General features: G+C 63.2%; 33 protein-coding genes and 1 pseudogene. 30 read left to right on the top strand and 4 right to left on the bottom strand.

Annotated elements, in window-relative coordinates; genetic code table 11:
• Nucleotides 1–132: 132 nt before the first annotated feature.
• From ABT375_RS10250 to ABT375_RS10240, 3 genes are all read right to left on the bottom strand, one after another.
• On the bottom strand, nucleotides 133–516 hold the full coding sequence (locus tag ABT375_RS10250; RefSeq protein WP_416462351.1) for a bactofilin family protein: 384 nt from the start codon (nucleotides 514–516) through the stop codon (nucleotides 133–135).
• Nucleotides 497–1582, bottom strand: a complete 1086-nt coding sequence (locus ABT375_RS10245) for a M23 family metallopeptidase (RefSeq protein ID WP_416462350.1) — start codon at nucleotides 1580–1582, stop codon at nucleotides 497–499. Before ABT375_RS10245 ends, ABT375_RS10250 begins: the two co-directional genes overlap by 20 nt.
• Nucleotides 1583–1839: 257 nt before the next feature.
• Nucleotides 1840–4134 carry a putative bifunctional diguanylate cyclase/phosphodiesterase gene (locus ABT375_RS10240; RefSeq protein ID WP_416462349.1) on the bottom strand — a complete coding sequence of 765 codons (2295 nt, stop codon included), beginning with the start codon at nucleotides 4132–4134 and terminating at the stop codon, nucleotides 1840–1842.
• 352 nt (nucleotides 4135–4486) lie between these two features.
• Between ABT375_RS10240 and rpsL the strand changes: the two genes are divergently transcribed.
• From rpsL to ABT375_RS10095, 29 genes and pseudogenes are all read left to right on the top strand, one after another.
• On the top strand, nucleotides 4487–4858 hold the full coding sequence (rpsL, locus tag ABT375_RS10235) for a 30S ribosomal protein S12 (RefSeq protein WP_004208728.1): 372 nt from the start codon (nucleotides 4487–4489) through the stop codon (nucleotides 4856–4858).
• Between the two features lie 15 nt (nucleotides 4859–4873).
• Entirely contained in the window at nucleotides 4874–5344 is a 471-nt protein-coding gene (gene rpsG / locus ABT375_RS10230; protein WP_224550570.1) for a 30S ribosomal protein S7, read from the top strand.
• Between the two features lie 163 nt (nucleotides 5345–5507).
• Nucleotides 5508–7580 carry an elongation factor G gene (gene fusA / locus ABT375_RS10225; RefSeq protein WP_224550569.1) on the top strand — a complete coding sequence of 691 codons (2073 nt, stop codon included), beginning with the start codon at nucleotides 5508–5510 and terminating at the stop codon, nucleotides 7578–7580.
• Nucleotides 7581–7717: 137 nt separating this feature from the next.
• Nucleotides 7718–8909: pseudogene (gene tuf / locus ABT375_RS10220) on the top strand (elongation factor Tu).
• A 209-nt stretch (nucleotides 8910–9118) separates the two neighbouring features.
• Nucleotides 9119–9427: a 30S ribosomal protein S10 gene (rpsJ, locus tag ABT375_RS10215; protein ID WP_007686587.1), complete on the top strand. Its 309-nt coding sequence runs from the start codon at nucleotides 9119–9121 to the stop codon at nucleotides 9425–9427.
• Nucleotides 9428–9698: 271 nt separating this feature from the next.
• Nucleotides 9699–10454, top strand: a complete 756-nt coding sequence (gene rplC, locus ABT375_RS10210) for a 50S ribosomal protein L3 (protein ID WP_224550597.1) — start codon at nucleotides 9699–9701, stop codon at nucleotides 10452–10454.
• A gap of 3 nt (nucleotides 10455–10457) precedes the next feature.
• Complete coding sequence (gene rplD / locus ABT375_RS10205) at nucleotides 10458–11081, top strand: 50S ribosomal protein L4 (protein WP_416462348.1); 624 nt, start codon at nucleotides 10458–10460, stop codon at nucleotides 11079–11081.
• Nucleotides 11074–11391: a 50S ribosomal protein L23 gene (locus ABT375_RS10200; RefSeq protein WP_224550567.1), complete on the top strand. Its 318-nt coding sequence runs from the start codon at nucleotides 11074–11076 to the stop codon at nucleotides 11389–11391. Before rplD ends, ABT375_RS10200 begins: the two co-directional genes overlap by 8 nt.
• A gap of 1 nt (nucleotide 11392) precedes the next feature.
• A complete protein-coding gene (gene rplB, locus ABT375_RS10195) occupies nucleotides 11393–12229 on the top strand; it encodes a 50S ribosomal protein L2 (RefSeq protein WP_224550566.1) in 837 nt (278 codons plus the stop codon).
• Between the two features lie 5 nt (nucleotides 12230–12234).
• Complete coding sequence (gene rpsS, locus ABT375_RS10190) at nucleotides 12235–12510, top strand: 30S ribosomal protein S19 (RefSeq protein ID WP_007707899.1); 276 nt, start codon at nucleotides 12235–12237, stop codon at nucleotides 12508–12510.
• Entirely contained in the window at nucleotides 12510–12896 is a 387-nt protein-coding gene (gene rplV, locus ABT375_RS10185; RefSeq protein WP_224550565.1) for a 50S ribosomal protein L22, read from the top strand. Before rpsS ends, rplV begins: the two co-directional genes overlap by 1 nt.
• A gap of 4 nt (nucleotides 12897–12900) precedes the next feature.
• Nucleotides 12901–13596, top strand: a complete 696-nt coding sequence (gene rpsC / locus ABT375_RS10180) for a 30S ribosomal protein S3 (protein ID WP_416462347.1) — start codon at nucleotides 12901–12903, stop codon at nucleotides 13594–13596.
• A 21-nt stretch (nucleotides 13597–13617) separates the two neighbouring features.
• Nucleotides 13618–14049: a 50S ribosomal protein L16 gene (rplP, locus tag ABT375_RS10175; protein WP_261936143.1), complete on the top strand. Its 432-nt coding sequence runs from the start codon at nucleotides 13618–13620 to the stop codon at nucleotides 14047–14049.
• A 4-nt stretch (nucleotides 14050–14053) separates the two neighbouring features.
• On the top strand, nucleotides 14054–14257 hold the full coding sequence (gene rpmC, locus ABT375_RS10170) for a 50S ribosomal protein L29 (RefSeq protein ID WP_056691689.1): 204 nt from the start codon (nucleotides 14054–14056) through the stop codon (nucleotides 14255–14257).
• A gap of 12 nt (nucleotides 14258–14269) precedes the next feature.
• On the top strand, nucleotides 14270–14533 hold the full coding sequence (gene rpsQ / locus ABT375_RS10165; RefSeq protein ID WP_006960320.1) for a 30S ribosomal protein S17: 264 nt from the start codon (nucleotides 14270–14272) through the stop codon (nucleotides 14531–14533).
• Nucleotides 14534–14700: 167 nt separating this feature from the next.
• Complete coding sequence (rplN, locus tag ABT375_RS10160; RefSeq protein WP_056691686.1) at nucleotides 14701–15069, top strand: 50S ribosomal protein L14; 369 nt, start codon at nucleotides 14701–14703, stop codon at nucleotides 15067–15069.
• Nucleotides 15069–15380, top strand: coding sequence for a 50S ribosomal protein L24 (rplX, locus tag ABT375_RS10155; RefSeq protein ID WP_416462346.1), 312 nt, complete (start codon nucleotides 15069–15071; stop codon nucleotides 15378–15380). The genes rplN and rplX overlap by 1 nt, the downstream gene beginning before the upstream one ends.
• The gene (gene rplE / locus ABT375_RS10150; protein ID WP_224550562.1) at nucleotides 15380–15955 is read left to right on the top strand and encodes a 50S ribosomal protein L5; all 576 of its coding nucleotides are present in this window, start codon (nucleotides 15380–15382) and stop codon (nucleotides 15953–15955) included. The genes rplX and rplE overlap by 1 nt, the downstream gene beginning before the upstream one ends.
• Before the next feature lie 51 nt (nucleotides 15956–16006).
• The gene (gene rpsN, locus ABT375_RS10145) at nucleotides 16007–16312 is read left to right on the top strand and encodes a 30S ribosomal protein S14 (protein WP_007707881.1); all 306 of its coding nucleotides are present in this window, start codon (nucleotides 16007–16009) and stop codon (nucleotides 16310–16312) included.
• Nucleotides 16313–16324: 12 nt separating this feature from the next.
• Nucleotides 16325–16720 (top strand): 30S ribosomal protein S8, encoded by a 396-nt coding sequence (rpsH, locus tag ABT375_RS10140; protein ID WP_224550561.1) that lies wholly within the window; start codon nucleotides 16325–16327, stop codon nucleotides 16718–16720.
• The gene (rplF, locus tag ABT375_RS10135) at nucleotides 16720–17253 is read left to right on the top strand and encodes a 50S ribosomal protein L6 (RefSeq protein ID WP_066606456.1); all 534 of its coding nucleotides are present in this window, start codon (nucleotides 16720–16722) and stop codon (nucleotides 17251–17253) included. The genes rpsH and rplF overlap by 1 nt, the downstream gene beginning before the upstream one ends.
• A gap of 1 nt (nucleotide 17254) precedes the next feature.
• The gene (gene rplR, locus ABT375_RS10130) at nucleotides 17255–17608 is read left to right on the top strand and encodes a 50S ribosomal protein L18 (protein ID WP_066606453.1); all 354 of its coding nucleotides are present in this window, start codon (nucleotides 17255–17257) and stop codon (nucleotides 17606–17608) included.
• Between the two features lie 2 nt (nucleotides 17609–17610).
• A complete protein-coding gene (rpsE, locus tag ABT375_RS10125) occupies nucleotides 17611–18342 on the top strand; it encodes a 30S ribosomal protein S5 (RefSeq protein ID WP_261936146.1) in 732 nt (243 codons plus the stop codon).
• 5 nt (nucleotides 18343–18347) lie between these two features.
• Complete coding sequence (rpmD, locus tag ABT375_RS10120; protein WP_066560520.1) at nucleotides 18348–18527, top strand: 50S ribosomal protein L30; 180 nt, start codon at nucleotides 18348–18350, stop codon at nucleotides 18525–18527.
• A gap of 367 nt (nucleotides 18528–18894) precedes the next feature.
• A complete protein-coding gene (gene rplO / locus ABT375_RS10115; protein WP_416462345.1) occupies nucleotides 18895–19428 on the top strand; it encodes a 50S ribosomal protein L15 in 534 nt (177 codons plus the stop codon).
• A 195-nt stretch (nucleotides 19429–19623) separates the two neighbouring features.
• Nucleotides 19624–20988, top strand: a complete 1365-nt coding sequence (gene secY, locus ABT375_RS10110) for a preprotein translocase subunit SecY (RefSeq protein ID WP_224550558.1) — start codon at nucleotides 19624–19626, stop codon at nucleotides 20986–20988.
• 41 nt (nucleotides 20989–21029) lie between these two features.
• A complete protein-coding gene (locus ABT375_RS10105; RefSeq protein WP_224550557.1) occupies nucleotides 21030–21686 on the top strand; it encodes an adenylate kinase in 657 nt (218 codons plus the stop codon).
• Between the two features lie 36 nt (nucleotides 21687–21722).
• Entirely contained in the window at nucleotides 21723–22262 is a 540-nt protein-coding gene (locus tag ABT375_RS10100) for an SRPBCC family protein (RefSeq protein ID WP_416462344.1), read from the top strand.
• A 125-nt stretch (nucleotides 22263–22387) separates the two neighbouring features.
• Nucleotides 22388–23431 (top strand): acyltransferase family protein, encoded by a 1044-nt coding sequence (locus tag ABT375_RS10095; protein ID WP_416462343.1) that lies wholly within the window; start codon nucleotides 22388–22390, stop codon nucleotides 23429–23431.
• A gap of 56 nt (nucleotides 23432–23487) precedes the next feature.
• On the opposite strand, the gene ABT375_RS10090 is transcribed toward ABT375_RS10095, so the two are convergent.
• Nucleotides 23488–24258 carry a CsgG/HfaB family protein gene (locus ABT375_RS10090; RefSeq protein WP_224550554.1) on the bottom strand — a complete coding sequence of 257 codons (771 nt, stop codon included), beginning with the start codon at nucleotides 24256–24258 and terminating at the stop codon, nucleotides 23488–23490.
• A gap of 172 nt (nucleotides 24259–24430) precedes the next feature.
• Here ABT375_RS10090 and lepA point away from each other — a divergent pair, with 172 nt between their 5' ends.
• Complete coding sequence (gene lepA / locus ABT375_RS10085) at nucleotides 24431–26239, top strand: translation elongation factor 4 (protein WP_416462342.1); 1809 nt, start codon at nucleotides 24431–24433, stop codon at nucleotides 26237–26239.
• The last annotated feature ends 21 nt before the right edge of the window (nucleotides 26240–26260 follow it).

The following is a 26260-nucleotide window of genomic DNA, read 5'->3' as shown; positions in this document are numbered from 1 at the left end:
GGTTAGAGGCGGACACCCGCATCAGTTCGCCCTGAGCGAAGTCGAAGGGCTGGGCCGACCGGAGGGAGGTACTTCGCTACGCTCGGTGGAGGGCTTCGCCTTCGCTCAGCCCGAACGGATCAAGAGGAGGATTCAACCTGCGCTGTCGTTGGCGATCAGCTTCAACTCGGCGGCGGGGGCGTCGCTGTCCCTGGGGCGGAAGCGGCCTTCGATGCGGCTGCCCGGTTCGATCGTGATGCGTTCATAGACGACGTCGCCGGTGATCCGGGCGCTGCTTTCGACCACCAGTTCGCCCGCGGCGATCGACCCGTCGACCAGGCCGGCGAGGCGGGCGCTCTGCGCGGTGACATGGCCGGTGATGCGGCTGTCCGGTCCCTGCACCAGCGCGGCGCAGCTTATGTCGCCCTCGACCACGCCATCGACATGCAGGTCGACCGACGCGGCGAGGTTGCCGGTGATCGTCACGTCGCTGCCGATCAGCGAGAAGGGCGTGTGCTTAGCTCCCGTCGCGGACATCGGCGAAACGGGCCGTGGCGATTTGCTGGACTTGGAGAACATCTTTGCGGGCCTCCAGGAAAGGGCGGGGATTGACGGCCTGGCCGTTCAGCCGGACCTCGAAATGGAGATGGGTGCCGGTCGAACGGCCGGTCGATCCCATCCGGGCGATGGTGTCGCCGCGCGCGACCTTCTGGCCGACGCGGGCGGAAAAGCCGGACAGGTGGGCGTAGCGGGTCATGATGCCATTGCCATGTTCGACCTCGACGACATTGCCATAGCCCTGGCGCTGGCCGACATAGCTGACCTTGCCATCGGCGGCGGCGGTGATCGGCTGGCCGTAGCGGCCGGGAAAGTCGAGGCCGGCATGGAAGGCGGCATGGCCGTTGAACGGGTCGCGACGGTATCCATAGGAGCTGGTCAGCATCGGTGATCCGGTCGGGCGGCCTGAGGGAATCGTGAGCAGGCTGCGCTCCAGAAATTCCATGCGCGACATGGCGTCGGCCAGATTTTCCAGTTCGTCGGTCAGCGCGCCCTTGTCGCCCTTCCATGGGACGAAGGGGCCACCCTGGGCGCGGGCGGCGCTGCGGGCGAGATTGTCGGGGTTGAGGCCGAAGCTGCGGATCGCGGCGGCGGCCTTGTCCGCGCGGCGCTCGACTGCGGCGGTCAGCAGGGTGGCGAATTGACGCTGGCGCGCTTCCAGCCGGACCAGCGGTGCAGCTTCGGGCGCCAGGCTGATCTTGGCGGTCAGCGCGTCGGATTTTTCCGCCCTGGTCGGGGCGGCCATGTCGCTGCCCGCGGACTTATCGTCCTGATCGCCGAAATGGGTCTTGTAGAGGTCGTCCATGAAGTCCTGGCGGGCTTCCAGATCCTGCGCCAGATCCTCGACCGACTTGCGATAGCCCTCGACCTTGGTGGCGGCAGTGGCGACCGAGCGGCCCTGCTGCGCCAGCGCGGCGCGTTCCTGCGCGACCGATGCGCTGCCGGCGAGCATCGACAGGGTCATGCCGCCCCAGCCGAGCAGCGCGGCGGACGTCACGCCGATCGCGGCAAGCTGCGCGCGGCGCGAGATGCGGAGGAATTTCACCTGGCCGCCGGAACGGAGGAATATCTCCCGTTCCGGGCATAGGGCGAGCAGCCGTTCCCGGAGGGGAGCGACCCCCTTCTTCTTCTGATGCGACAATGCGACCCCGACTCTTATATAGCGAGGGGGCCGGTAGCAAAGCTTTGCCTTTCGCGCGAATCCGTCGTTGCGGAGTCGTGACGAGTTCGAGCGATCGATGCGGCGAAATGATCGGTCTGGCTTTTTGTTCCCTGCTTCGGTCGATTATTTGCGGATTTATTTCAGATCTGGCGGAATTGATCCTGCCGGCCGAGCATGGCTTCGACATCCGCCGCGCGGATGGCGGCGCTGAAATGATAGCCCTGCCCCATATGGCACCCGCCGGCCCGCAGATAGTCCACCTGCTGCTGGTTCTCCACGCCTTCCGCCACGGTACGGATGCCCAGGCTATAGGCCAGGTTCAGCACGGTGCGGACGATGGCGGCGTCGTCCGGGTCGGTTTCGAGGTCGCGGACGAAGCGCTGGTCGATCTTGATGACGTCGATCGGGAATTGCTTGAGGTGCGACAGCGACGCATAGCCGGTGCCGAAATCGTCCAGGGCGATGGCGACGCCCGCGTCGCTCAGCCGTTGCAGCAGGCGTCCCACCCGGTCGGCATTGCGTCCCAGGAACACCGATTCGGTTACTTCCAGCTCGATGATCGAGGGCGGCAGATCGGCGTCCGCCACGCGGCGCAGCAGGCGGTCGGCGAAATCATCGTCGTTGAGGTCGGCGCCCGACACGTTGAAGGCGACATGGCCGAAGGGCAGGCCGGCGTCGCGCCAGCGGCGGCAGTCGGCCAGGATGCCGTCGATCATCTGCGCGGTGATGGCGGGGCCGAGTTCGGGATGTTCGAAGGCGGCCGCGATGTCGGCGGGCATGATGACCGCGCCGGCGGTCGTGGGGCAGCGGAACAGCGCTTCAAATCCCACCGGTGCGCCGGTGGCGAGATCGATTTTGGGCTGATACCACGGGCAGGGGCGTTCCTGCGCCAGAATGTGCCGCGCCCGGTCGAGCATGGTCGCCTCGCGCTCCCAATTGGCGAGCAGCGCCGGCTCGAACAGGGTCGCGCGCCCGCGCCCGCTATTCTTGGCGTGGTAGAGGGCGATGTCGGCATGTTTGACCAGCGCGGTGACATCGCCGCCATGGTCCGGGAAGAGCGCCACGCCGATGCTGACCCGCGCCTCGATCGGCCGGCCGCGATAGCTGAGCGGCGCATGGAGATGATCGGTGATGCGCGCCAGGATCGGCATCAAGGCGTCGATGTCGCGCAGGCGGGTCAGCAATACGGCAAATTCGTCGCCGCCCATGCGCGCCACCAGGTCGCCCGGTCGCAGCGCCAGGCGCAGGCGGTCCGCTACGGCGCAGAGCAGCGCGTCGCCCGCATCATGCCCCGCGGTATCGTTGACCCGCTTGAATTCGTCCAGATCGATCAGCAAGATCGCCGATTGGGCCGAATCCACCAGTCGGCTGGCCGGGCCGCTCGTCGCCTGGGTCACCGCCGCCATGAAATGGGCGCGGTTGGCAAGGCCGGTCAGTGCGTCGGTCATGGCCAGCCGCTCGAGATGTTGTTCGGCTTCCTTGCGTTCGGTGATGTCCACCACGCTGGTCACGATGCAGGGCGTGTCGTCGACGACGATCGGGCGCGAGGACAGCAATGTGTCGCGAATCTGTCCGTCCGCCCGGCGCAGGCGGCATTCGAAATTGTCGACGCGCTCCTCCCGCTGCAACATCCCGAACAGCAGGTTGCGGATCGGCAGGTCGACATAGGTCTGCTCGACATGCGCAAGGGGGATGTCGCTGCCGGCGGCAAAGGCGTCCTGCGCGGCCTGGTTCAGGCGCAGGATGCTGCCGTCGTGCCGGGTGACGAGCAGAGGGATGGGCACGGCCATGAACATCCGCTCCAGCGCGTCGAGGCTGTTGGCCAGTGCCGCCTGCGCCGCCTGCGCCAGTCGGCCGGCCGTCCATTCCTGCCGTTGCAGCCGGTTGTGCCGGGTGATGGCCATCCACATGCCGCAATGCAGGATCAGCATCGCCAGGACCATGCCGATCGCTGTCTGGCTATGCGGCGCAGGGGCAAGATAGCCGGTCAGCATCGCGGCCGCGCAGGCCAGGCCGCCGCCGGCATTGCCGCGGAAGCTGGTGGGCACGACGAGGTAGAAGACGAGCGGCAGCATGACCAGCACGAAGAGGGCAATGTCGCTGCGCGAACTGACGAGCAGCGCCACGCCGATGGCGGTGATCCCCTGCCACAGGAAGCAGAGTCGCTCCAGCGCGGAGAAGCTGCGGGTGTAGCGCCACAGGGCGAGGCACAGCAGCGACCCTGCGACGACGGCGAGGCGGGCGGGAATGGCGACCCAGAAATGGGGGGTGCCGGCAAAGCGCCAGTCGCTGATCAGGAAGATGGCGTTCAGCAGTGCCGACAGGGCGAACAAGGTTCTGGCATGGCGGCGGGTTTCGGGGAGTCGTTCGGCCTGAAACGCCGATTCCCGGTCGGGATCGCGAAACTCGCCGGTGAAAGGGGATAATATCGTCACGTCGCGTCCAGGCTGAGCGGGCCGTCATCATAGGACTGTTAAGGTTATCAATTTACTAAGTGCCTGAAAAAGCGTGTACCTGAAAAGCGCCGATCGCCGCCTCCGCTGCTCGCTTGACCGGCCGGGCGTCGATGGCTATAGGCGCGGCTGCCCAGCGGCCTTGCCGTGCGAAGACTCGTCTCCTCGCGTCATATCAACTGGGCGACACTAGAGCTGAACATTACCGGGTGCTCTTGCGGCTCCAGGGGGCTTATGCCCACCGGGGCCTTTGCCGTTTGGACGAATCATTCCTCCAGGCGGTGCGAGACGCGGGGATGCCCAGGTAAAGTAACTGAAAAAGGTGAAGGGCTTCATGCCAACAATCAACCAGCTGGTCCGCAAGGGCCGCGAGCTGCAGAAGACCAAGAGCAAGGTCCCTGCAATGGATGCAAACCCGCAGAAGCGCGGCGTTTGCACCCGCGTCTATACGACGACCCCGAAGAAGCCGAACTCGGCGCTTCGCAAGGTGGCCAAGGTTCGCCTGGTCAACCAGCGCGAAGTCATCACCTATATTCCGGGTGAAGGCCATAACCTGCAGGAGCACAGCGTCGTGCTGATCCGCGGTGGCCGTGTGCGAGATCTTCCGGGCGTGCGCTACCACGTTCTTCGCGGCGTTCTGGATACCCAGGGCGTCAAGGATCGCAAGCAGAGCCGTTCGAAGTACGGCGCGAAGCGTCCGAAGTAAGGGGAGAACAATAATATGTCACGTCGTCGTCGCCCCGAAAAGCGCATCATCCTGCCCGATCCCAAATATGGCGATCAGGTTCTGTCCAAGTTCATGAACAGCATCATGCAGGACGGCAAGAAGGCCGTTGCTGAATCGATCGTCTATGGCGCTCTCGAAACCGTCGAGACCCGCGCCAAGAAGGATCCGATCGGCCTGTTCCATGACGCGCTGAACAATGTGAAGCCCGGCATCGAAGTCCGCAGCCGCCGCGTCGGCGGTGCGACCTATCAGGTTCCTGTCGAAGTCCGCCCCGAGCGGTCGCAGGCCCTGGCGATCCGCTGGCTGATCACCGCAGCGCGCAACCGCAGCGAAACCACGATGGCCGCGCGCCTGTCGGGTGAGTTGCTGGACGCCGCCAACAACCGCGGCAATGCCGTGAAGAAGCGCGAAGACACGCACCGCATGGCGGAAGCGAACCGCGCCTTCTCGCACTATCGCTGGTAACAATGATGAACGGGAAGGTCGCCGCAGGGTGTCCGTCCCGTTTTTCGCTCTAAAAATCCATCCGTTCGTCGTGGGCCTACCCATGGCGAACGGATTGGTTTAGGGGCCACGCCCAGATCAAACGAATCCCCAACCGCCGGCGCACCGGCAACGGAGAAGCATCATGGCCCGCAGCCATCCGCTCGAGAAGTATCGCAATTTCGGTATCATGGCGCATATCGACGCCGGCAAGACCACCACGACCGAGCGTATCCTTTACTACACCGGCAAGTCCTACAAGATCGGCGAAGTCCATGACGGCGCCGCCACGATGGACTGGATGGAGCAGGAGCAGGAGCGTGGGATCACCATCACGTCGGCTGCGACCACGTGCATCTGGAACGATCACCGCCTGAACATCATCGACACCCCCGGCCACGTCGACTTCACCATCGAAGTCGAACGTTCGCTGCGCGTGCTGGACGGCGCGGTCGCCGCGTTCGACGGCGTTGCCGGCGTTGAGCCGCAGTCGGAAACCGTGTGGCGCCAGGCGGACAAGTACAAGGTTCCGCGGATGTGCTTCATCAACAAGCTCGACCGCACCGGCGCCAATTTCTATTATTGCGTGCAGACGATCATCGATCGCCTGGGTGCGATCCCGGCCGTCCTCTATCTCCCCATCGGTGCGGAGAGCGAGTTCAAGGGCCTGGTCGACCTGGTCGAGAATCGCGCCATCATCTGGAAGGATGAGAATCTGGGCGCCGAATTCTCCTATGAAGAGATTCCGGCCGACCTCGCCGACAAGGCTGCCGAATATCGCGAAAAGCTGATCGAACTCGCCGTCGAACAGGACGACGAGGCGATGGAAGCCTATCTCGAAGGCAATCTGCCCGACACCGCGACGCTCAAGGCGCTGATCCGCAAGGGTACGCTGAACCAGTCGTTCGTGCCGGTGCTGTGCGGCTCGGCGTTCAAGAACAAGGGCGTTCAGCCCCTGCTCGACGCAGTCGTGGACTATCTGCCTTCGCCGCTCGACATCGAAGACGTGCAGGGCATCAATCCCGACACCGACGAACCCGACAGCCGCGCGACCGCGGACGACGCGCCCTTCTCGGGTCTGGCGTTCAAGATCATGAACGATCCGTTCGTCGGCTCGCTCACCTTCCTGCGCGTCTATTCGGGCACGCTGACCAAGGGCACGTACCTGAACTCGGTCAAGGACAAGAAGGAAAAGATCGGCCGCATGCTTCTGATGCATGCGAACAGCCGTGAGGACATCGACGCGGCCTATGCCGGCGACATCGTCGCGCTGGCGGGCATGAAGGAAACCACCACCGGGGACACGCTGTGCGCCGAGCGCAAGCCGATCATCCTGGAGCGGATGGAATTCCCCGAGCCGGTTATCGAACTGTCGGTGGAACCCAAGACCAAGGCCGACCAGGAAAAGATGGGCGTCGCGCTCAACCGCCTGGCCGCCGAAGATCCGTCCTTCCGCGTCTCGACCGATCACGAATCGGGCCAGACCATCATCAAGGGCATGGGCGAGCTTCACCTCGAAATCCTGGTCGACCGCATGAAGCGCGAGTTCAAGGTCGAGGCGAATGTCGGTGCGCCGCAGGTGGCCTATCGCGAATATCTCAAGAAGGCCGTCGACGTCGACTACACCCACAAGAAGCAGTCGGGCGGCACCGGCCAGTTCGGCCGCATCAAGGTGAAGGTCACGCCGGGCGAGCGCGGCGCGGGCATCATCTTCAAGGACGAGATCAAGGGCGGTAATATTCCCAAGGAATATATCCCGGCGATCGAGAAGGGTATGCGCGAAACCGCGGCGACCGGTTCGCTGATCGGCTTCCCGATCATCGATTTCGAAATCAACCTGTATGACGGCGCCTATCATGACGTCGACTCGTCGGCTCTGGCGTTCGAAATCACCGGCCGTGCTGCGATGCGCGAAGTCGCGCAGAAGTCGGGCATCACGCTGCTCGAACCGGTCATGAAGGTCGAAGTCGTCACCCCGGAAGAATATCTGGGCGACGTCATCGGCGACATGAACAGCCGTCGCGGCCAGATCCAGGGCACCGATACGCGCGGCAACGCGCAGGTGGTCGAGGCGATGGTTCCGCTGGCCAACATGTTCGGCTATGTGAACTCGCTGCGTTCGTTCACCCAGGGGCGTGCGAACTATTCGATGATCTTCTCGCACTATGACGAAGTGCCGCAGAATGTGGCGGATGAAGTCAAGGCGAAGATGGCCTGATGACTTTCCCGTGCCGAGCCGTGCGAACGGCTCGGTTAGGGGCTGGTAATCTGTAAATTTGCTGCTATGGACGCGCCTTCGCGAGGCGCGGCCGAGCGGTCAGACCCAAGCTGATTTTGATTAGAAGGTAGGATAAAATGGCTAAGGCTAAGTTTGAGCGGAACAAGCCGCACTGCAACATCGGCACCATCGGTCACGTCGACCATGGCAAGACCTCGCTGACCGCAGCGATCACCAAGGTGCTGGCCGAGACCGGCGGCGCGACCTTCACGTCGTACGACAACATCGACAAGGCGCCTGAAGAGCGCGAGCGCGGCATCACCATTTCGACCGCCCACGTCGAATATGAGACCGAAGCCCGTCACTATGCGCACGTCGACTGCCCGGGTCACGCTGACTACGTCAAGAACATGATCACCGGTGCCGCCCAGATGGACGGCGCGATCCTGGTGGTGTCGGCCACCGACGGCCCGATGCCCCAGACCCGCGAGCACATCCTGCTCGCCCGTCAGGTCGGCGTGCCGCAGCTTGTCGTGTTCATGAACAAGGTCGACCTGGTCGACGACGCCGAAATCCTCGAGCTGGTCGAGCTGGAAATCCGCGAACTGCTCAGCAGCTACGATTTCGACGGCGACAACATCCCCGTCATCCCCGGTTCGGCCGTTGCCGCGCTGCAGGACAAGACGCCTGAAATCGGCCATGACGCCGTTCTGGCGCTGATGGCGGCCGTCGACAGCTGGATCCCGCAGCCCGAGCGTCCGGTCGACAAGCCCTTCCTGATGCCGATCGAAGACGTGTTCTCGATCTCGGGTCGCGGCACCGTCGTCACCGGCCGTGTCGAAACCGGCATCATCAAGGTTGGTGAAGAAGTCGAGATCGTCGGCCTCAAGGACACCACCAAGACGACCGTCACCGGTGTGGAAATGTTCCGCAAGCTGCTCGACGAAGGTCGTGCAGGCGACAATATCGGCGCCCTGGTGCGCGGCACGAAGCGTGAAGACGTGGAGCGTGGTCAGGTTCTGGCGAAGCCCGGCACCATCACCCCGCACACCGAATTCGACGCCGAAGTGTACGTCCTGTTCGAAGGAAGAAGGCGGCCGTCACACCCCGTTCTTCGCCAACTATCGTCCGCAGTTCTACTTCCGCACCACGGACGTGACCGGCGAAGTGATCCTCCCCGAGGGCACCGAGATGGTCATGCCTGGCGACAACGTGAAGCTCGGCGTGAAGCTGATCGCCCCGATCGCCATGGACGCCGGCCTGCGCTTCGCGATCCGCGAAGGCGGCCGCACCGTCGGTGCAGGGGTTGTCGGCACGATCTCGAAGTAATATAGGACCGCAGCGGCGCGAATCACCCGATTCGTGCCGCTGAGGATTTTAACCGCCCCGGATCGCCTTTCTCCGGCTCGCAAGAGCTAGAAGGGCAGTTTGCGGGGCGGATATTTTTTGGTTGGCGCATTTTCACAAGTCATCGGCTGCTCCGGCTGATTTTTGAAAATGCTCTACGTTTTTGGCTCTTTCGCATCGGTACAGGAACTATGGACAGCAACATCCGCATCCGCCTCAAGGCGTTCGATCATCGCGTGCTTGATCAGGCGACCGGCGACATCGCCGACACCGCCCGCCGCACCGGCGCCCTTATTCGCGGTCCCATTCCCCTTCCGACGCGCATCGAAAAGTTCACGGTCAACCGTGGTCCGCACATCGACAAGAAGTCGCGCGAGCAGTTCGAAGTCCGCACCTACAAGCGTATGCTTGACATTGTGCAGCCGACGCCGCAGACGGTCGACGCGCTGATGAAGCTGGACCTAGCTGCCGGCGTGAACGTCGAGATCAAGTTGGCCTAAAGCCGACAAGTCCCTGCTTTCTGAAAAGAGGGCAGGGTATCGGGCATTTCGGGAAACCGGAAGCTCACACGACACAAGGGATACCGCACAGCACTGGGCAACCAGCGGGTCTGTGGTTCTGGTCCCCCGTCGCTATTCCCGAGCAGGGGGTGGCATCCAACCCGGACGGGGTGATCTATACATTGGGTTGGGCCGCTAAGCAGAGATGCTGAGCGGTTTTTTCGTTGGATACGCCCGTTGCTAAGACGGGCCTCTATGGGAGTAATCAGTGATGCGCACAGGCGTGATCGCTAAGAAAGTCGGGATGACCCGTCTGTTCCAAGAGGACGGACGCCATATCCCGGTTACGGTTTTGGCCCTTGAGGGCAATCAGGTCGTGGCCCGCAAGGATGTCGACAGCGATGGCTACGTCGCCGTCCAGCTCGGCGCCGGCGTTGCCAAGGTGAAGAATGTCGCCAAGCCGCAGCGTGGCCACTTCGCCAAGGCGCAGGTCGAGCCGAAGGCTCGCCTGGTTGAATTCCGCGTCGCCGAGGATGCGCTCCTCGATGTCGGCGCTGAAATCGCCGCAGACCATTTCATCGACGGCCAGCTGGTCGACGTGTCGGGTCACACGCAGGGCAAGGGCTTTGCCGGTGCGATGAAGCGTTGGGGCTTCGGCGGTATGCGCGCCACCCACGGCGTGTCCATCAGCCACCGTGCGCATGGTTCGACCGGTAACCGCCAGGATCCGGGCCGCGTCTTCAAGAACAAGAAGATGGCCGGCCATATGGGCGACCGCGAGCGGACCCAGCAGAATCTCGAAATCGTCCGCACGGACGTCGAGCGTGGCCTGATCTTCGTCAAGGGCAGCGTTCCGGGCGCCAAGGGCACCTGGCTGACCATCAAGGATTCGGTCAAGGTTCCCCGTCCGGCCGACGTGCCGTACCCCGCCAGCCTGAAGAAGGCCGACAACAGCAATGACGCTCCGGCGAACACCCCGGCGGAAGACGCCGCGGCGCCCGAAGCGACCGAAGGCCAGGAGGGCTAAACCATGAAGGTCAAGGTACAGACCCTCGACGCAGCGGAAGCTGGCGATCTGGAGCTTAACGATGCCGTGTTCGGTATCGAGCCCCGCGCTGACATCCTGCACCGCGTCGTCACCTGGCAGCTCGAAAAGCGTCGCGGCACCGCCCGCGGCACCCGCGAGCGTAGCGATGTTGCCCGCACCGGCAAGAAGTTTGGCCGCCAGAAGGGCGGCGGCACCGCCCGTCACGGCGATCGCCGCGCGCCGGTGTTCATCGGTGGTGGTAAGGCGCACGGCGCCCGCGTCCGCGACTTCAACCCCTCGCTGAACAAGAAGGTTCGCGCGCTGGGTCTGAAGATGGCGCTGTCGTCGAAGGTCAAGAGCGGCACGCTCACGATCATCGACAGCCTGGACGTCGCCGAAGGCAAGACCAAGGCGCTGGTCGCCAGCCTCGCCAAGCTGAACCTCACCAAGGTGCTGTTCATCGACGGCGACGCGGTCAACGTCAGCTTCGCGAAGGCTTCGGCGAACATCATCGGCGTGGACCTGCTCCCCGCCGTTGGCGCCAATGTCTATGACATCCTGAAAGCCGACTCGCTGGTGCTCACCCGCGCCGCGGTCGAAAAGCTGGAGGCCCGTTTCAATGGCTAAAAAGCAAGCCGGGACCGTCGACAACCGTCATTATGACGTGGTTGTCGCCCCCCACATCACCGAGAAGTCGACCCTTCTCAGCGAAAACAACGCCGTGGTCTTCAAGGTGGCGGGCGATGCCTCCAAGCCTGAGATCAAGGCCGCTGTCGAAGCGATCTGGGGTGTGGACGTCAAGAGCGTCAACACGCTGGTCACGAAGGGCAAGACGAAGCGCTGGAAGGGCAAGCCCTACAAGCGTTCGGACGTGAAGAAGGCGATCGTCCGCCTGGCCGAAGGCCAGTCGATCGACATCACCGAGGGAGTCCGCTGAGATGGCTCTGAAGCATTATAACCCGACCAGCCCGGCCCGCCGCGGCCTGATCCTGGTCGACAAGTCCAGCCTGCACAAGGGCAAGCCCGTCAAGGCGCTGACCGAAGGCAAGCGCAAGACCGGCGGCCGCAACAACAAGGGTCATGTGACCTCGCGCGGCATCGGTGGCGGTCACAAGCAGCGCTATCGTATCATCGACTTCAAGCGCCGCTTGTGGGATGTCGAAGGTACGGTCGAGCGTCTGGAATATGACCCCAACCGCACCGCCTTCATCGCGCTGGTCAACTATCCCGACGGCACCCAGAACTATATTCTGGCGCCGCAGCGTCTTGCCCCCGGTGACAAGGTCATCGCCGGCAAGAAGACCGACGTGAAGCCGGGCAACGCGATGGAACTGGGTCAGATGCCGGTCGGCACGATCATCCACAACATCGAAATGAAGCCGGGCAAGGGCGGTCAGCTCTGCCGGTCGGCGGGCACATACGCCCAGCTCGTCGGTCGCGATCGCGGCATGGTGATGGTGCGTTTGTCCTCGGGCGAGCAGCGCTACATCCGTTCGGACTGCATGGGCACCATCGGCGCCGTCAGCAACCCGGACAATGGCAACACCAACCTCGCCAAGGCTGGCCGTAACCGTTGGAACGGCATCCGCCCGCTGACGCGCGGCGTCGCCAAGAACCCGGTCGATCACCCCCATGGTGGTGGTGAAGGCCGCACCTCGGGCGGCCGTCATCCGGTTACGCCATGGGGCAAGCCGACCAAGGGTGCGCGCACCCGCCACAACAAGGCGACGGACAAGATGATTATCCGTAGCCGCCATGCGAAGAAGAAGAGGTAAGCGAGATGGCTCGTTCCGTCTGGAAAGGTCCTTTCGTGGACCTCAGCCTTCTGAAGAAGGCGGAAACCGCGCAGGACGCGGGTGGCCGTGCGCCGATCAAGACCTGGTCGCGCCGTTCCACCATCCTGCCGCAGTTCGTTGGCCTGACGTTCAACGTCTATAACGGCCGCAAGCATGTTCCGGTCTCCGTGAACGAGGATATGGTGGGTCACAAGCTGGGCGAATTCGCCCCGACCCGCTTCTTCCCCGGCCACGCCGCCGACAAGAAGGGCAAGCGCTGATGAGCAAGGAAAAGGCTCCCCGTCGCGTCGCCGACAATGAGGCGCTGGCCGTTGGCACGCAGATCCGTGGTTCGGCCCAGAAGCTGAACCTGGTCGCCACGCTCATCCGCGGCCGCAAGGTCGAGGACGCGCTGAACATTCTCGCCTTCTCCAAGAAGGCGATGGCGGTGGACGTGCGCAAGGTGCTGGCTTCGGCCATCGCCAACGCGGAAAACAACCACAATCTCGACGTCGATTCGCTGGTCGTCGCGGAAGCATCGGTGGGCAAGAGCTTCACCCTGAAGCGATTCCACGCTCGCGGCCGCGGCAAGTCGACCCGGATCCTCAAGCCCTTCAGCCGCGTGCGCATTGTCGTGCGTGAAGCTGGCGAAGAAGCGGAGGCGTAAGCACATGGGTCACAAGAGCAATCCGATCGGTCTGCGTCTGCAGATCAACCGCACCTGGGACAGCCGCTGGTTCGCCGAAGGCGCCGACTATGGTCGCCTGCTGCTGGAGGATCTCAAGATCCGCCAGTTCATCTTCAAGAACCTGCCGCAGGCCGCGATCTCCAAGGTCGTGATCGAGCGTCCGGCCAAGCTGTGCCGCGTGTCGATCTACGCCGCCCGTCCGGGCGTCATCATCGGCAAGAAGGGCGCGGACATCGAAAAGCTTCGCAAGAAGCTGGGCGCGCTGACCTCGTCCGACGTGTCGCTGAACATCGTCGAGATCCGCAAGCCGGAAATCGATAGCAAGCTCGTCGCACAGGGCATCGCCGATCAGCTCGAACGCCGCGTGGCGTTCCGCCGGGCGATGAAGCGTGCGGTGCAGTCGGCCCTGCGTCTGGGCGCCGAAGGCATCAAGATCACCTGCGGCGGCCGTCTGGGCGGCGCGGAGATCGCGCGCGTCGAATGGTATCGCGAAGGCCGCGTTCCGCTGCATACTCTGCGTGCGAACGTCGACTATGCCGAAGCCACGGCACACACCGCCTATGGCGTGTGCGGCATCAAGGTCTGGATCTTCAAGGGCGAAATCCTTGGTCACGATCCGATGGCCACCGACCGGCTGATGCTGGAGGCTCAGACCTCCGGCGTGCGCCCGGCGCGCTGAAGATAAGAAGGTAATAGCGTCATGCTGCAACCGAAGAAAATGAAGTTCCGCAAGACCTTCAAGGGTCGGATCAAGGGCGATGCCAAGGGTGGCTCGGCCCTGAACTTCGGCTCCTATGGTCTGAAGGCCATGGAACCCGAGCGCGTCACCGCACGCCAGATCGAAGCGGCCCGCCGCGCGATCACCCGCCACATCCGCCGTCAGGGCCGGTTGTGGATCCGCGTGTTCCCCGACGTGCCGGTTTCCAAGAAGCCTGCCGAAGTCCGTCAGGGCAAGGGCAAGGGTTCGGTCGAATATTGGGCCGCCCGCGTCAAGCCGGGTCGCATCCTGTTCGAACTGGACGGCGTGCCCGGTCCGCTCGCAGCAGAGGCCTTCTCGCGCGCCGCGATGAAGCTGCCCATCAAGACCAAGGTCGTCGCCCGCCTCGGCGACACCTCGCATCTGGAGGGTTAAGCACATGGCGAATGTTGCAGACCTGAAGACCAAGACGGACGACGAACTGTCGACCGAACTGAACAACCTGAAGCGCGAGCAGTTCAATCTGCGTTTCCAGGCGGCCACCAACCAGCTGGAAAAGCCCAGCCGCGTCAAGGAAGTCCGTCGGTCGATCGCGCAGATCAAGACCCTGCAGACGGAGCGTAACAGCTCCGCCGCGAAGTAAAGGAAACACACGATGCCCAAGCGCGTGCTGACGGGAACGGTGGTTTCCGACAAGACCGACAAGACGGTGGTGGTTCGTGTAGAGCGCAAGGTTAAGCATGCGCTCTACGGCAAGATCATCCGCCGTTCGAAGAAGTACCATGCCCATGACGAGGGCAATGTCTACAAGGAAGGCGAGACGGTCCGAATCGAAGAGACCGCCCCGATTTCCAAGCTCAAGACCTGGAAGGTGATCGAGCGCGTGGACACCCACAAGTCGCCGGAAACGGCGGCCTGAGGGACGGCTCGCTGAGCCTTCGGTGAAAAATGCGGCGCGGGGCTGGCCTTTTCCTTCGGAAAGGGTTACAGGCCCGCGCTTCGCGTAGAGTCACCGGGCTCTAGGCAGATGAATTCGGAACCGCCGGGAATTGCCCCGGTAGGCCAAATAAGAAGGAACCGGATCCAATGATCCAGATGCAATCCAATCTTGACGTCGCTGACAACAGCGGCGCCAAGCGCGTCCAGTGCATCAAGGTGCTGGGCGGCTCGAAGCGTCGCTTCGCTGGCGTGGGCGACATCATCGTCGTCTCGATCAAAGAAGCTGCGCCGCGTGGCAAGGTGAAGAAGGGTGACGTGCATCGTGCCGTCATCGTGCGTACCGCCAAGGATATCCGCCGTGCAGACGGTTCGGTCATCCGTTTCGACGGCAACGCCGCTGTGCTGATCAACAAGAACGAGGAGCCGATCGGCACCCGTATCTTTGGCCCGGTCGTTCGCGAGCTGCGTGCCAAGAAGCACATGAAGATCATCAGCCTTGCTCCCGAGGTGCTGTAATGAGCGCTGCTAAGATCAAGAAGGGCGACAAGATCGTCGTCCTGGCTGGCAAGGACAAGGGCCGTACCGGCGCCGTCCTGCAGGTGATGCCCAAGGACGACAAGGTCCTGGTGGAAGGCATCAACGTGCATGCCAAGCATCGCAAGCCCGACCAGGCGAACCCGCAGGGTGGCATCGAGCGCAAGGCTGCGCCGCTGCACATTTCGAACGTCGCTGTCGCCGACAAGGATGGCAAGCCGACCCGCGTCCGTTTCGAGGACCGCGACGGCAAGAAGGTCCGCGTCGCCGTCAAGTCCGGTGAGGTGCTGTAATGGCCGACAAATATATCCCGCGCTCCAAGGCGCAGTATGACGCTGAAATCGCCAAGGCGATGACCGAGAAGTTCGGTTACAAGAACGTCATGGAAGTCCCCAAGATCGACAAGATCACGCTCAACATGGGCGTGGGCGAAGCGACCCAGGACAAGAAGAAGGTCACGCAGGCCGCCGAGGAAATGGAACTGATCGCCGGCCAGAAGCCGGTCATCACCAAGGCGAAGAAGTCGATCGCGCAGTTCAAGCTGCGTGAAGGCATGCCGATCGGTGCCAAGGTCACACTGCGCCGCGAGCGCATGTATGAATTCCTTGACCGCATGATCAATATCGCGCTGCCCCGCGTGCGCGACTTCCGTGGTCTCAACCCGAAGAGCTTCGACGGCCGTGGCAATTATGCCTTCGGCATCAAGGAGCAGATCATCTTCCCCGAGATCAGCTATGACCGCGTCGACAAGGTGCGCGGCATGGACATCATCGTCACCACCACCGCGAAGACGGACGACGAAGCGCGCGAACTGCTGCGCCTCTTCGGCTTCCCCTTCCCGCAGGAAGAAGAGAAGCAGGCGGCCTGATAAGGCCCCGCTTCTCTCCCAACGCTTAAGCTAAGGAAGAGAACTTAAGTCATGGCGAAACTGAGTTCGATCAACAAGAACGAGCGCCGCAAGAAGCTGGTGAAGAAATATGCCGGCCGCTATGCGAAGCTCAAGGCGATCGCGAATGATACCGCGGCCGACGACAGCGATCGTCTGATCGCGCGTCTGAAGATGGCGGAGATCCCCCGCAACGGCAATCCGACCCGCGTTCGGAACCGCTGCGAACTGACGGGGCGTCCCCGCGCTTATTACCGCAAATTCCGCCTCTGCCGCGTGCAGCTGCGTGATCTGGCCAACAAGGGCCTGATCCCCGGCGTCACCAAGTCGAGCTGGTAAGGATCATTTGAGATGGCATTGACCGATCCCCTGGGTGATATGCTCACCCGCATCCGCAACGGGCAGCAGGCGAAGAAGGACAGCGTTATGTCCCCGGCGTCCAAGCTGCGCGCCCGCGTGCTCGACGTGCTCCAGCGCGAAGGCTATATCCGTGGTTATTCCGAGGAAGCCCTCGGCAATCACCCGGGCCTGCGCATCGAGCTGAAATATTTCGAAGGCCAGCCGGCGATCAAGCATGTCGCCCGCGTGTCCAAGCCTGGCCGCCGCGTCTATTCGGGTTCCAAGGAACTTCCGGTGATTCGCAACGGCCTGGGCATCACCATTGTCTCGACGCCTCGCGGTGTTCTGTCCGACGCCGAAGCGCGCGAACAGAATGTCGGCGGCGAAGTGCTGGCGGAGGTGTTCTAATGAGCCGCATCGGTAAAAAGCCGGTCGCGATCCCCGCAGGGGTGACCGCAACCATCGAAGGCGGGCAGCTGTCGGTCAAGGGTCCCAAGGGGACGCTGGCCCTGCAGATGCGCGACGAGATCAGCTACACGCTGGAAAATGACGGCATCTCCGTGCAGCCGGCCAACAAGACCAAGCAGGCGCGCGCCTTCTGGGGTATGCAGCGGACGCTGGTGCAGAACCTGATCACCGGCGTGACCGAGGGCTTCTCCAAGAAGCTGCTCATCACCGGTGTCGGCTACCGCGCCAACTCGCAGGGCAAGAACCTGAAGCTGCAGCTTGGCTACAGCCATGACGTCGATTTCGCGATCCCCGACGGGATCGAGATCAAGACCCCGGATAACACCACGGTCGAGATCAGCGGCATCGACAAGCAGCAGGTCGGTCAGGTAGCGGCCGAGATCCGTCGCTGGCGCAAGCCCGAACCCTATAAGGGCAAGGGTATCAAATACGCCGGCGAATTCATCTTCCGCAAGGAAGGGAAGAAGAAGTAAGATGGCAAAGCTTTCCCTCTTCGCGCGGCGTCGTCGCCGCGTTCGCACCGCGCTCAAGGCTGTTTCGGGCACCCGCCCGCGCCTCAGCGTTCACCGTTCGGGCCGTCACATCTACGCCCAGGTCATCGATGACGCGCAGGGCAAGACCGTTGCCGCCGCATCGACCCTGGACAAGGACGTGCGCGGCAAGACCGGCGCCACGTCCGAAGCGGCTGCCGATGTCGGCAAGCGCGTCGCCGCCGCGGCGACCGCTGCCGGCGTCACCCGCGTCGTGTTCGACCGTGGTGGCTTCCTGTTCCATGGCCGCGTCAAGGCGCTGGCCGATGCGGCCCGTGAAGCCGGGCTGGAGTTCTGATCATGGCTGACGAAAACACCAACGAAGTCGTCGCACCCGTCGAGGGCGCCGAAGCGACTGCACCGACCGAAGGTCGTGGTCCCGGCCGTGGCCGTGGCAACCGCGGCGGCGGTGGCGGCAATGATCGCAACCGTGGCGAGCGTGGCGGCCGTGGCCGTCGCGACGATCGTCGTGGCGGCAACCGCGATGAGGATCAGGGCGAAGAACTGATCGAGAAGCTGGTTCACATCAACCGCGTCTCGAAGACCGTCAAGGGCGGTAAGCGCTTCGGTTTCGCGGCTCTGGTCGTCGTCGGCGACGGCAAGGGCCGTGCGGGCTTCGGTCATGGCAAGGCACGCGAAGTGCCGGAAGCCATCAGCAAGGCGACTGCCGCCGCCAAGAAGGCGATGGTCCGCGTTCCGCTGAAGGAAGGCCGCACGCTGCATCATGACGGTCTCGGCCATTTCGGCGCCGGCAAGGTGACGGTCCGTTCGGCCCCGGCCGGTACGGGTATCATCGCCGGCGGTCCGATGCGCGCCGTGTTCGAAAGCCTCGGCGTCGCGGACGTCGTGACCAAGTCGAACGGCACGTCGAACCCCTATAACATGATCCGTGCGACCTTCGCGGCGCTGGTCGAGCAGACCAGCCCCAAGTCGGTGGCGCAGCGTCGCGGCAAGAAGGTCGCCGACCTGCTTCGTCGCGGTGGCGCTTCGGTCGAAGTCGCGGCGGCTGACGCCGACGCGATTGTGGAGTAAGCGACATGGCGAAAATCAAGATCAAGCAGATCGGTTCGCCGATCCGTCGCCCCGCCGACCAGAAGAAGATTCTGATCGGCCTGGGCCTGGGCAAGATGCACCGCGTGGTGGAGCTTGAAGACACGGCGGAAGTCCGCGGTGCGATCAAGAAGCTGCCGCACATGGTGGCGGTGGTCGAAGGCTAAACCCTTCGCCCTGCGGCAAGATTGAAAAGGGCCGGTTCGCGTTCGCGAATTGGCCCTTTCCTTTTTGGCGGCGTCGTCGGTTGCTTGCGCGCTGTCCTACAACGCTCGGCCATGGCAAACTGGCGTGGCGATGGATGCAAAGGGCGCAAGCAGAGGCGCAAGATAATAGCCTATTCTCGCCATGAAATGTCTGAATGGGCGGGAAATGTGCGAAGTTAAGCGGCCATGCCCCAACGCCGTCCCGCCGGTTGCGATGCTGGCGACGGCCTGGCCATCCTTACGCATTAGGGGGTGACAAGCCTCCCGCATCCCGCTATGGGCCGCGCTTCCCAATTCAGCGCGAACCAAGCGAAAGCGAGTGCACGATATGAAACTCAATGACATCCGTGACAATGATGGCGCCCGCAAGGGCCGTATGCGCGTCGGACGCGGCATCGGCTCGGGCAAGGGCAAGACCGCTGGTCGCGGCCAGAAGGGCGCCAAGGCGCGCTCGGGCGTCGCCATCAACGGCTTCGAGGGTGGCCAGATGCCGCTCCACATGCGCATCCCGAAGCGCGGCTTCAACAACATCTTCGCCAGCGATTATGCGATCGTGAACCTGGGCGCGGTGCAGAAGGCGATCGACGCCGGCAAGCTGGACGCGGCTGCAACCATCGATCAGGCGGCGCTGAACGCCGCCAACCTGACCCGTGGCGGCAAGGATGGCGTCCGTCTGCTCGCCAAGGGCGAACTGACCGCCAAGGTCAGCTTCCTGGTCGCCGGCGCGTCGAAGAGCGCGATCGAGGCGGTCGAAAAGGCCGGTGGCAAGGTTGACGTGATCGAAGTCGTTCCGGCGGCGGACAAGGCCAAGGCCAAGAAGGGCACTACCCTGGCCGCCAAGAAGGCCGCCCAGAAGGGCTGATCCGCCTTTCGCAGACTTGCAAGCGCGGCCCCGCTGCCCGATATGGGTTGGCGGGGTCATGCGTATCGGGGGGAATCCATTTGTCGCACCGGCGACAACTCCCCGTTCGACACGCCGGACCCGTCCCGCTAAGGGATGAGCGATTCCGCTCCGGGGCTTGATACCCCGGCAAGAGTGATTTGAAGGGCAGCCACCATGGCATCGAGAGCCGACCAGCTCGCATCCAATCTCAGCCTCGCAAAGTTCAGCCAGGCGACCGACCTCAAGAAGCGCCTGTGGTTCACGCTGGGCGCCTTGATCGTCTTCCGTTTCCTCAGCTTCGTGCCGCTGCCCGGCGTCGATCCGACCGCCCTGTCGCAGCTCTACAGCCAGACCAATGGCGGCATCCTCGACATCTTCAACACCTTCTCGGGTGGGTCGCTGTCGCGCATGAGCTTGATCGCGCTGGGCGTGATGCCCTATATCACCGCGTCGATCGTGGTGCAGCTCGGCGCCAGCCTCTCGCCGCAACTCGCGGCGATCAAGAAGGAAGGCGAAAGCGGCCGCAAGAAACTGAACCAGTGGACGCGCTATGGCACCGTGGGCCTGACCGCGGTGCAGGGCTATTTCATCGCCGTGGGCCTTGAAAGCTTCGGCGCCCAGTCGGGTGTCGCGGCGGTGATCGAACCGGGCCTGCTGTTCCGCCTGACCGCGGTCGTGTCGCTGATCGGCGGCACCATGTTCCTGATGTGGCTGGGCGAACAGATCACGTCGCGCGGGATCGGCAACGGCGTGTCGCTCATCATCATGGCGGGCATCGTCGCCCAGTTGCCTGTGACGCTCAGCAACCTGTTCAAGTCGGGTAGCGAAGGCTCGATCTCCGGCCTGCTCATCATGTTCGTCATGGTGATGGCGCTGGGCCTGATTCTGCTGATCTGCTTCATGGAGCGGGCGCAGCGCCGGGTGCTGATCCAATATCCCAAGCGCCAGACCCGCCAGGGCCTGATGCAGGCCGACCGCAGCCATCTGCCGCTCAAGGTCAATACCGCGGGCGTCATCCCGCCGATCTTCGCCAGCTCGCTGTTGCTGATGCCGTTGACCATCTCGCAATTTGCGGGCCAGACCGTGGCGGGCGAAAGCAAGTGGGGCGATTTCGTCCTGACGCTGAACCAGTATCTGTCGCATGGCAGCCCGGTCTATATGGGGCTCTATGGTCTGGGGATCGTCTTCTTCTGCTTCTTCTACACTGCCGTGGTGTTCAATCCCGAAGAGACGGCCGATAACCTCAAGCGCAATGGCGGCTTCATTCCCGGTATTCGTCCGGGCAAGAATACCGAAAATTATCTGGATTATGTGCTGACGCGCATCACCGTCATCGGCGCGGCCTATCTGGCCTTCATCTGTCTGGTGCCGGAATTCGCCATCGCGCGGGCGGGCATTCCCTTCTACCTTGGTGGGACTAGCCTGTTGATCGTCGTCAATGTTACGGTGGACACCGTGACCCAGATTCAAAGCCATCTGCTCGCTCACCAATATGGCGACCTGATCAAGAAGGCGAAGCTCAAGGGTCGCCTGCGCTAGGCGACCACAGATAGGGCGCACAACAGGGGAGTATGCGCGCAATGAACATCATTCTGCTTGGCCCGCCGGGGGCCGGCAAGGGAACGCAGGCGAGCCGACTGGTCGAGCAACGCGGCATGGTGCAACTGTCCACGGGGGACATGCTGCGCGCTGCGGTGAAGGCCGGAACGCCGGTCGGGCTTCAGGCCAAGGCGCTGATGGAATCCGGCGCGCTGGTTCCCGACGAAGTGGTGTCCGGCATCATCGGCGAGGCGCTCGACGCGCTGGCGCCCGAGACGGGCGTCATTTTCGACGGCTATCCGCGGACCGAGGCGCAGGCCCATTCGCTCGACACCATATTGTCGGATCGCAGCCGCACGCTCGACCATGTGATCGAGCTGGAAGTGGACGAGGATGCGCTGGTCGAGCGGATCACCGGTCGCTTCACCTGCGGCACCTGTGGCGCGGGCTATCACGACCTGTTCCACAAGCCCAAGGTCGAAGACACGTGCGACAAATGCGGCGGTCACGAATTCAAGCGCCGGCCGGACGATAATGAGGACACCGTGCGTACGCGCATGGCCGAATATCGCGCGAAGACCGCGCCGATCCTGCCGATCTACGAAGCGCGCGATATCGTGTCGCGGGTGGACGGCATGGCCGATATGGGCGAGGTGAGCGCGGCGATCGCGGCCATATTGGACGGCGACGCGGCCTGAGCTAGTGTCCGCCCTTCGGACGAGGGGAGGGCGGATATGCGCATTATCACATTATTGGGATGGGCTGGTGCGGCGATGGCCGCCCCGGCCCATTCTGCCGTTACGGCCACCGGCGATGTCGGTTTCGTCATCGAAAGCAGCATCGAGATCGCAGCCGACGCCCATGCCGTCTATGCACTGCTGCTGACGCCGGGCCGCTGGTGGAGTGACAGCCACAGCTATAGCGGCGATTCGACCAATATGACCGTGGATGCCCGCGCCGGCGGCTGCTTCTGCGAGACGATCCCGGCGGCAGGCGGGGCGTCGGGGTCGGTCGAGCATGGGCGCGTCATCTATGTCGCGCCGGGGCGGCAATTGCGCCTGTCCGGCGCGCTGGGGCCTTTGCAGGCCGATGCGGCGACCGGCACGCTCGACCTTGTGCTCACGCCGGCGGGGAAGGGGACGAAGGTCCGCATGACCTATGTGGTGGGGGGCTATCTGCGTACGCCTCCGGCCCGGATTGCGCCGTTGGTTGATCGGGTGCTGGATGAGCAGTTGCAGGGGTTGAAAAGGGCGGCGGAAGCGCCTGCGCCCTGAGCCGCGTGGCGCGACGCGGCCGATCGAACCTGTCGGGAAAGAAAACAGCAAAGAAAAGCGCATCGGCCGGGCCTATTAACCATGATCGTAGCAGATTCATTGCTCCGCTGTTGCTATGGAGGCGCATGGACGGATCGCTGCGCGCTCGTGGCCGCTTGACGGAATTGGACGCTTTACGCGGGATCGGCGCGCTATGCGTGCTGATTTTCCATTATTCGACCCGCTTCCACGAACTGTTTCCGCAAGCCTCGCATGTGCCGTTCAGCTTTCCCGGCGGCAATTATCGCGTGCTGCTGTTCTTTACTATTTCGGGCTTCGCGATTTTCTTCACGCTCGATCGCATCCGTACCGTCGCCGACTTCATCGTCAATCGCTTCGCCCGTCTCTATCCCGCCTATCTGGTGGCGATGCTGCTGACGCTTGGGATCGAATATCTGGCGCAGGCGACGCAGTTGCTGGTCGGCCCGGTCGCGATCCTCGCCAATTTCACGATGCTCCAGGGCTTCGCCTTCATGCCGGAGGTGGATGGCGCCTATTGGACACTGACGGTCGAGATCGCCTTCTATTTCTGCATGATCGCGATCTGGAAGTTCTTCGGCATCCGGCGGCTGGAACCGGTGCTGGCGTTCTGGCTGGCGGTGCGCTGGCTGTTCTGGCTGTGGCCGGACATGCCGGAACGAATCATCATGCTGCTGGTGCTGCGCTACACGCCCTTCTTCGTGATCGGGATGCTGGCCTATCGCCTCTGGTCAGGTCAGCGGACGTTGATCCAGCAGGCCCCCTATGCGGCGCTCGCGCTGCTGTCGATCGCGACCATGGAGACGTGGGACGTGACGATCGTAGGCTGTGTCCTGATGATCACCTACCTCGCGCTGATCCATGGATATTTGCGCTTCCTCAGCCTGCGTCCGCTCTTGTGGCTGGGAGGGATCAGCTACAGCTTCTATCTGATCCACCAGCATGTCGGTTTCGTCGTCATGCTGGAGTTCGCCAGGGCGGGCTACAGTCCGTGGCTCGGCTTTGCCGCCGCCTTTACCGTGGCGCTGACATTGGGCACGGTCATCAACCGGGTGGTGGAGCGGCCCGTCGGCGAAGCGATCATTGCCTGGTGGAAGCGCCGCCGCGAGGCCCAATTGGCCACGACGAGTGCGGTGACCAGCGAGGGCTGAACAAAAAGGGCGCCGCCGTCGCCGGCCGCGCCCCGTCTTATAGCTGCGCTATCGCCTTATTGCGCGACAGGCGCCGCGGCAGCCGCATTTTCGGGCAGACCGCCCATCTGCGTCACCATCTTGGTATAGGCATCCAGATAGGCCAGCACGATCACCTGACCGATATCGGTATTCTGGTAGCCGCCACCCCCGACCGCGGCGAGGCCGCCCATCCAGCCGAGGCCGCCGCCACCGCCGAAGCTCAGGTCCGACTTGCGGAAATAGCCCTCGGCCATCACTTCTTCCTCGGTGGTGCGGGCGTTGACGACGGAGAGCATGACATTGGCCTCGCTCTTCTTGACCGAGATGCCGCCCGCCAGCGCGCCCAGCGTACGCCCGCCCAGGAAGCCGCCGACCAGACCGCCAATGGCGTTGCCGCCGCTATTCTTGTTGGTGGTGACGATATCGGGCTGGATGAAATAGTCCGCCGCCTTGACCTGGCCCTTGCCCAGGTTCGACCCGGCCTGCAATTCGCCCGAATCCGCCATGGCGCGTTCCATGTTGCGGCTCGCCATCGACCGGCCGCGATTGACGATGCCGAAACAACCGGACTGCTGGACGAACAGCTTGATGATCGCTTCCGGGCTGCCCAGGTTCAGTTCGCGCCACCATTGATTGTCCGGCTCGACGATGGCGACGGTGCCAAGGCGCTTGGTGCAGCGGGGAATTTCCATCTGCTTCCTGGTCTGGGCCTGGCGACCCGACGATCCCTTGTCCGCTGCGATCGCTTGCGGCGTCGCCATGGCCAGGCAGACCATGGCCGCCGTCAGCTTGTTCAATCCACGCATTTCAAGAACCCCGTTTGTTGCTTGATCGAGAAAATGTCGTGCGCCCCGTCTTTTGCGAAAGCGTATCACAGGGCAGGGACGCTTCCAAGCAATGTGGGCCATGGATGACGGGCTTTGTCATCCTGTGCGCGATCCTGCTGACAGGGGGCGCAACTGCTGCTATCGGCGCGCAATGACCGATCTCAGCCATATCCGTAACTTCTCGATCATTGCCCATATCGACCATGGCAAGTCGACGCTCGCCGACCGCCTGATCCAGCGCACCGGCGGCCTGACAGACCGCGAGATGAGCGCGCAAGTTCTTGATAACATGGACATCGAGAGGGAGCGCGGCATCACCATCAAGGCCCAGACGGTCCGGCTCGACTATGTTGCCAAAAATGGCGAGACCTATGAGCTGAACCTGATGGACACGCCGGGCCATGTCGACTTCGCCTATGAGGTGTCGCGCAGCCTGGCCGCGTGCGAGGGCGCGCTGCTGGTCGTGGACGCCGCGCAGGGCGTGGAGGCGCAGACGCTGGCCAATGTCTATCAGTCGATCGAGCATGACCACGAGATCGTGCCGGTGCTGAACAAGATCGACCTGCCCGCCGCCGAACCGGAAAAGGTGCGCGCGGAAATCGAGGAGGTGATCGGCCTCGACGCGTCCGAGGCGGTGCTGGCCAGCGCGAAGTCGGGCATCGGCATCGACGATATATTGGAAGCGATCGTCAAGAAGATCCCGCCGCCCAAGGGCGACCGCGACGCGCCGCTGGAAGCGATGCTGGTCGATAGCTGGTACGATCCCTATCTGGGCGTCGTCATCCTGGTGCGCGTGATGAACGGCGTCATCAAGAAGGGCCAGAACGTCAAGTTCATGATCGGCGGCACCGAACATCTGGTCGACCGCGTCGGCTGCATGCGGCCCAAGATCGAGCAACTGCCCGAACTGGGGCCGGGCGAGATCGGCTTCATCACCGCGCAGATCAAGGATATCAGCCAGACCCGCGTCGGCGACACCATCACCACGGTCAAGAACCCGGCGGCCAAGCCGTTGCCGGGCTTCAAGGAAGTGCAGCCGGTGGTGTTCTGCGGCCTGTTCCCGGTGGATGCCAACGACTTCGACAAGCTGCGCGACAGCATCAGCAAGCTGCGGCTCAATGATGCCAGCTTCTCCTTCGAGATGGAGAGCAGCGCGGCGCTGGGCTTTGGCTTCCGCTGCGGATTCCTGGGCCTGCTCCATCTGGAGATCATTCAGGAGCGACTGACCCGCGAATATGATCTGGACCTCATCACCACCGCGCCGTCGGTGGTGTACAAAATCCAGCTCACCTATGGCGCGGGCGAGATCGAGCTGCACAATCCGGCCGACATGCCCGATCCCACCAAGATCGACGAGATCGAGGAGCCGTGGATCGAGGCGATCATCTATTGCCCCGACGAATATCTCGGCTCCATCCTGAAACTGTGCCAGGATCGGCGCGGCATTCAGAAGAACCTGACCTATGTCGGCGGCCGCGCGCAGGTGACCTATGAACTGCCGCTCAACGAAGTGGTGTTCGACTTCTACGATCGCCTGAAGTCCATCAGCCGGGGTTATGCCAGCTTCGACTATCACCAGATCGGCTATCGCGAGGGCGATCTGGTCAAGATGAGCATCATGGTCAATTCAGAGCCGGTCGATGCGCTTAGCATGATCGTCCATCGCGGCACCGCCGAATTGCGCGGGCGCGGCATGTGCGAGCGGCTGAAAGACCTGATCCCGCGCCATCTGTTCAAGATCCCGATCCAGGCGGCGATCGGCGGCAAGGTGATCGCGCGCGAGACGATCGCGGCGATGCGCAAGGATGTGACCGCCAAATGCTATGGCGGCGACATCAGCCGCAAGAAGAAGCTGCTCGACAAGCAGAAGGAAGGCAAGAAGCGGATGCGCGAATATGGCAGCGTGCAGATTCCGCAGGAAGCCTTCATCGCCGCGCTGCGCATGGGCGACGAAAGCTGATCCCATGAACGACCGCCGCGC

This window comes from Sphingomonas sp. VDB2 (genome assembly GCF_047946695.1).
GTDB lineage: Bacteria > Pseudomonadota > Alphaproteobacteria > Sphingomonadales > Sphingomonadaceae > Sphingobium > Sphingobium bisphenolicum.
The sequence above is the reverse complement of the archived record's forward strand: the minus strand, read 5'-3'. Positions and strand labels throughout refer to the sequence as shown.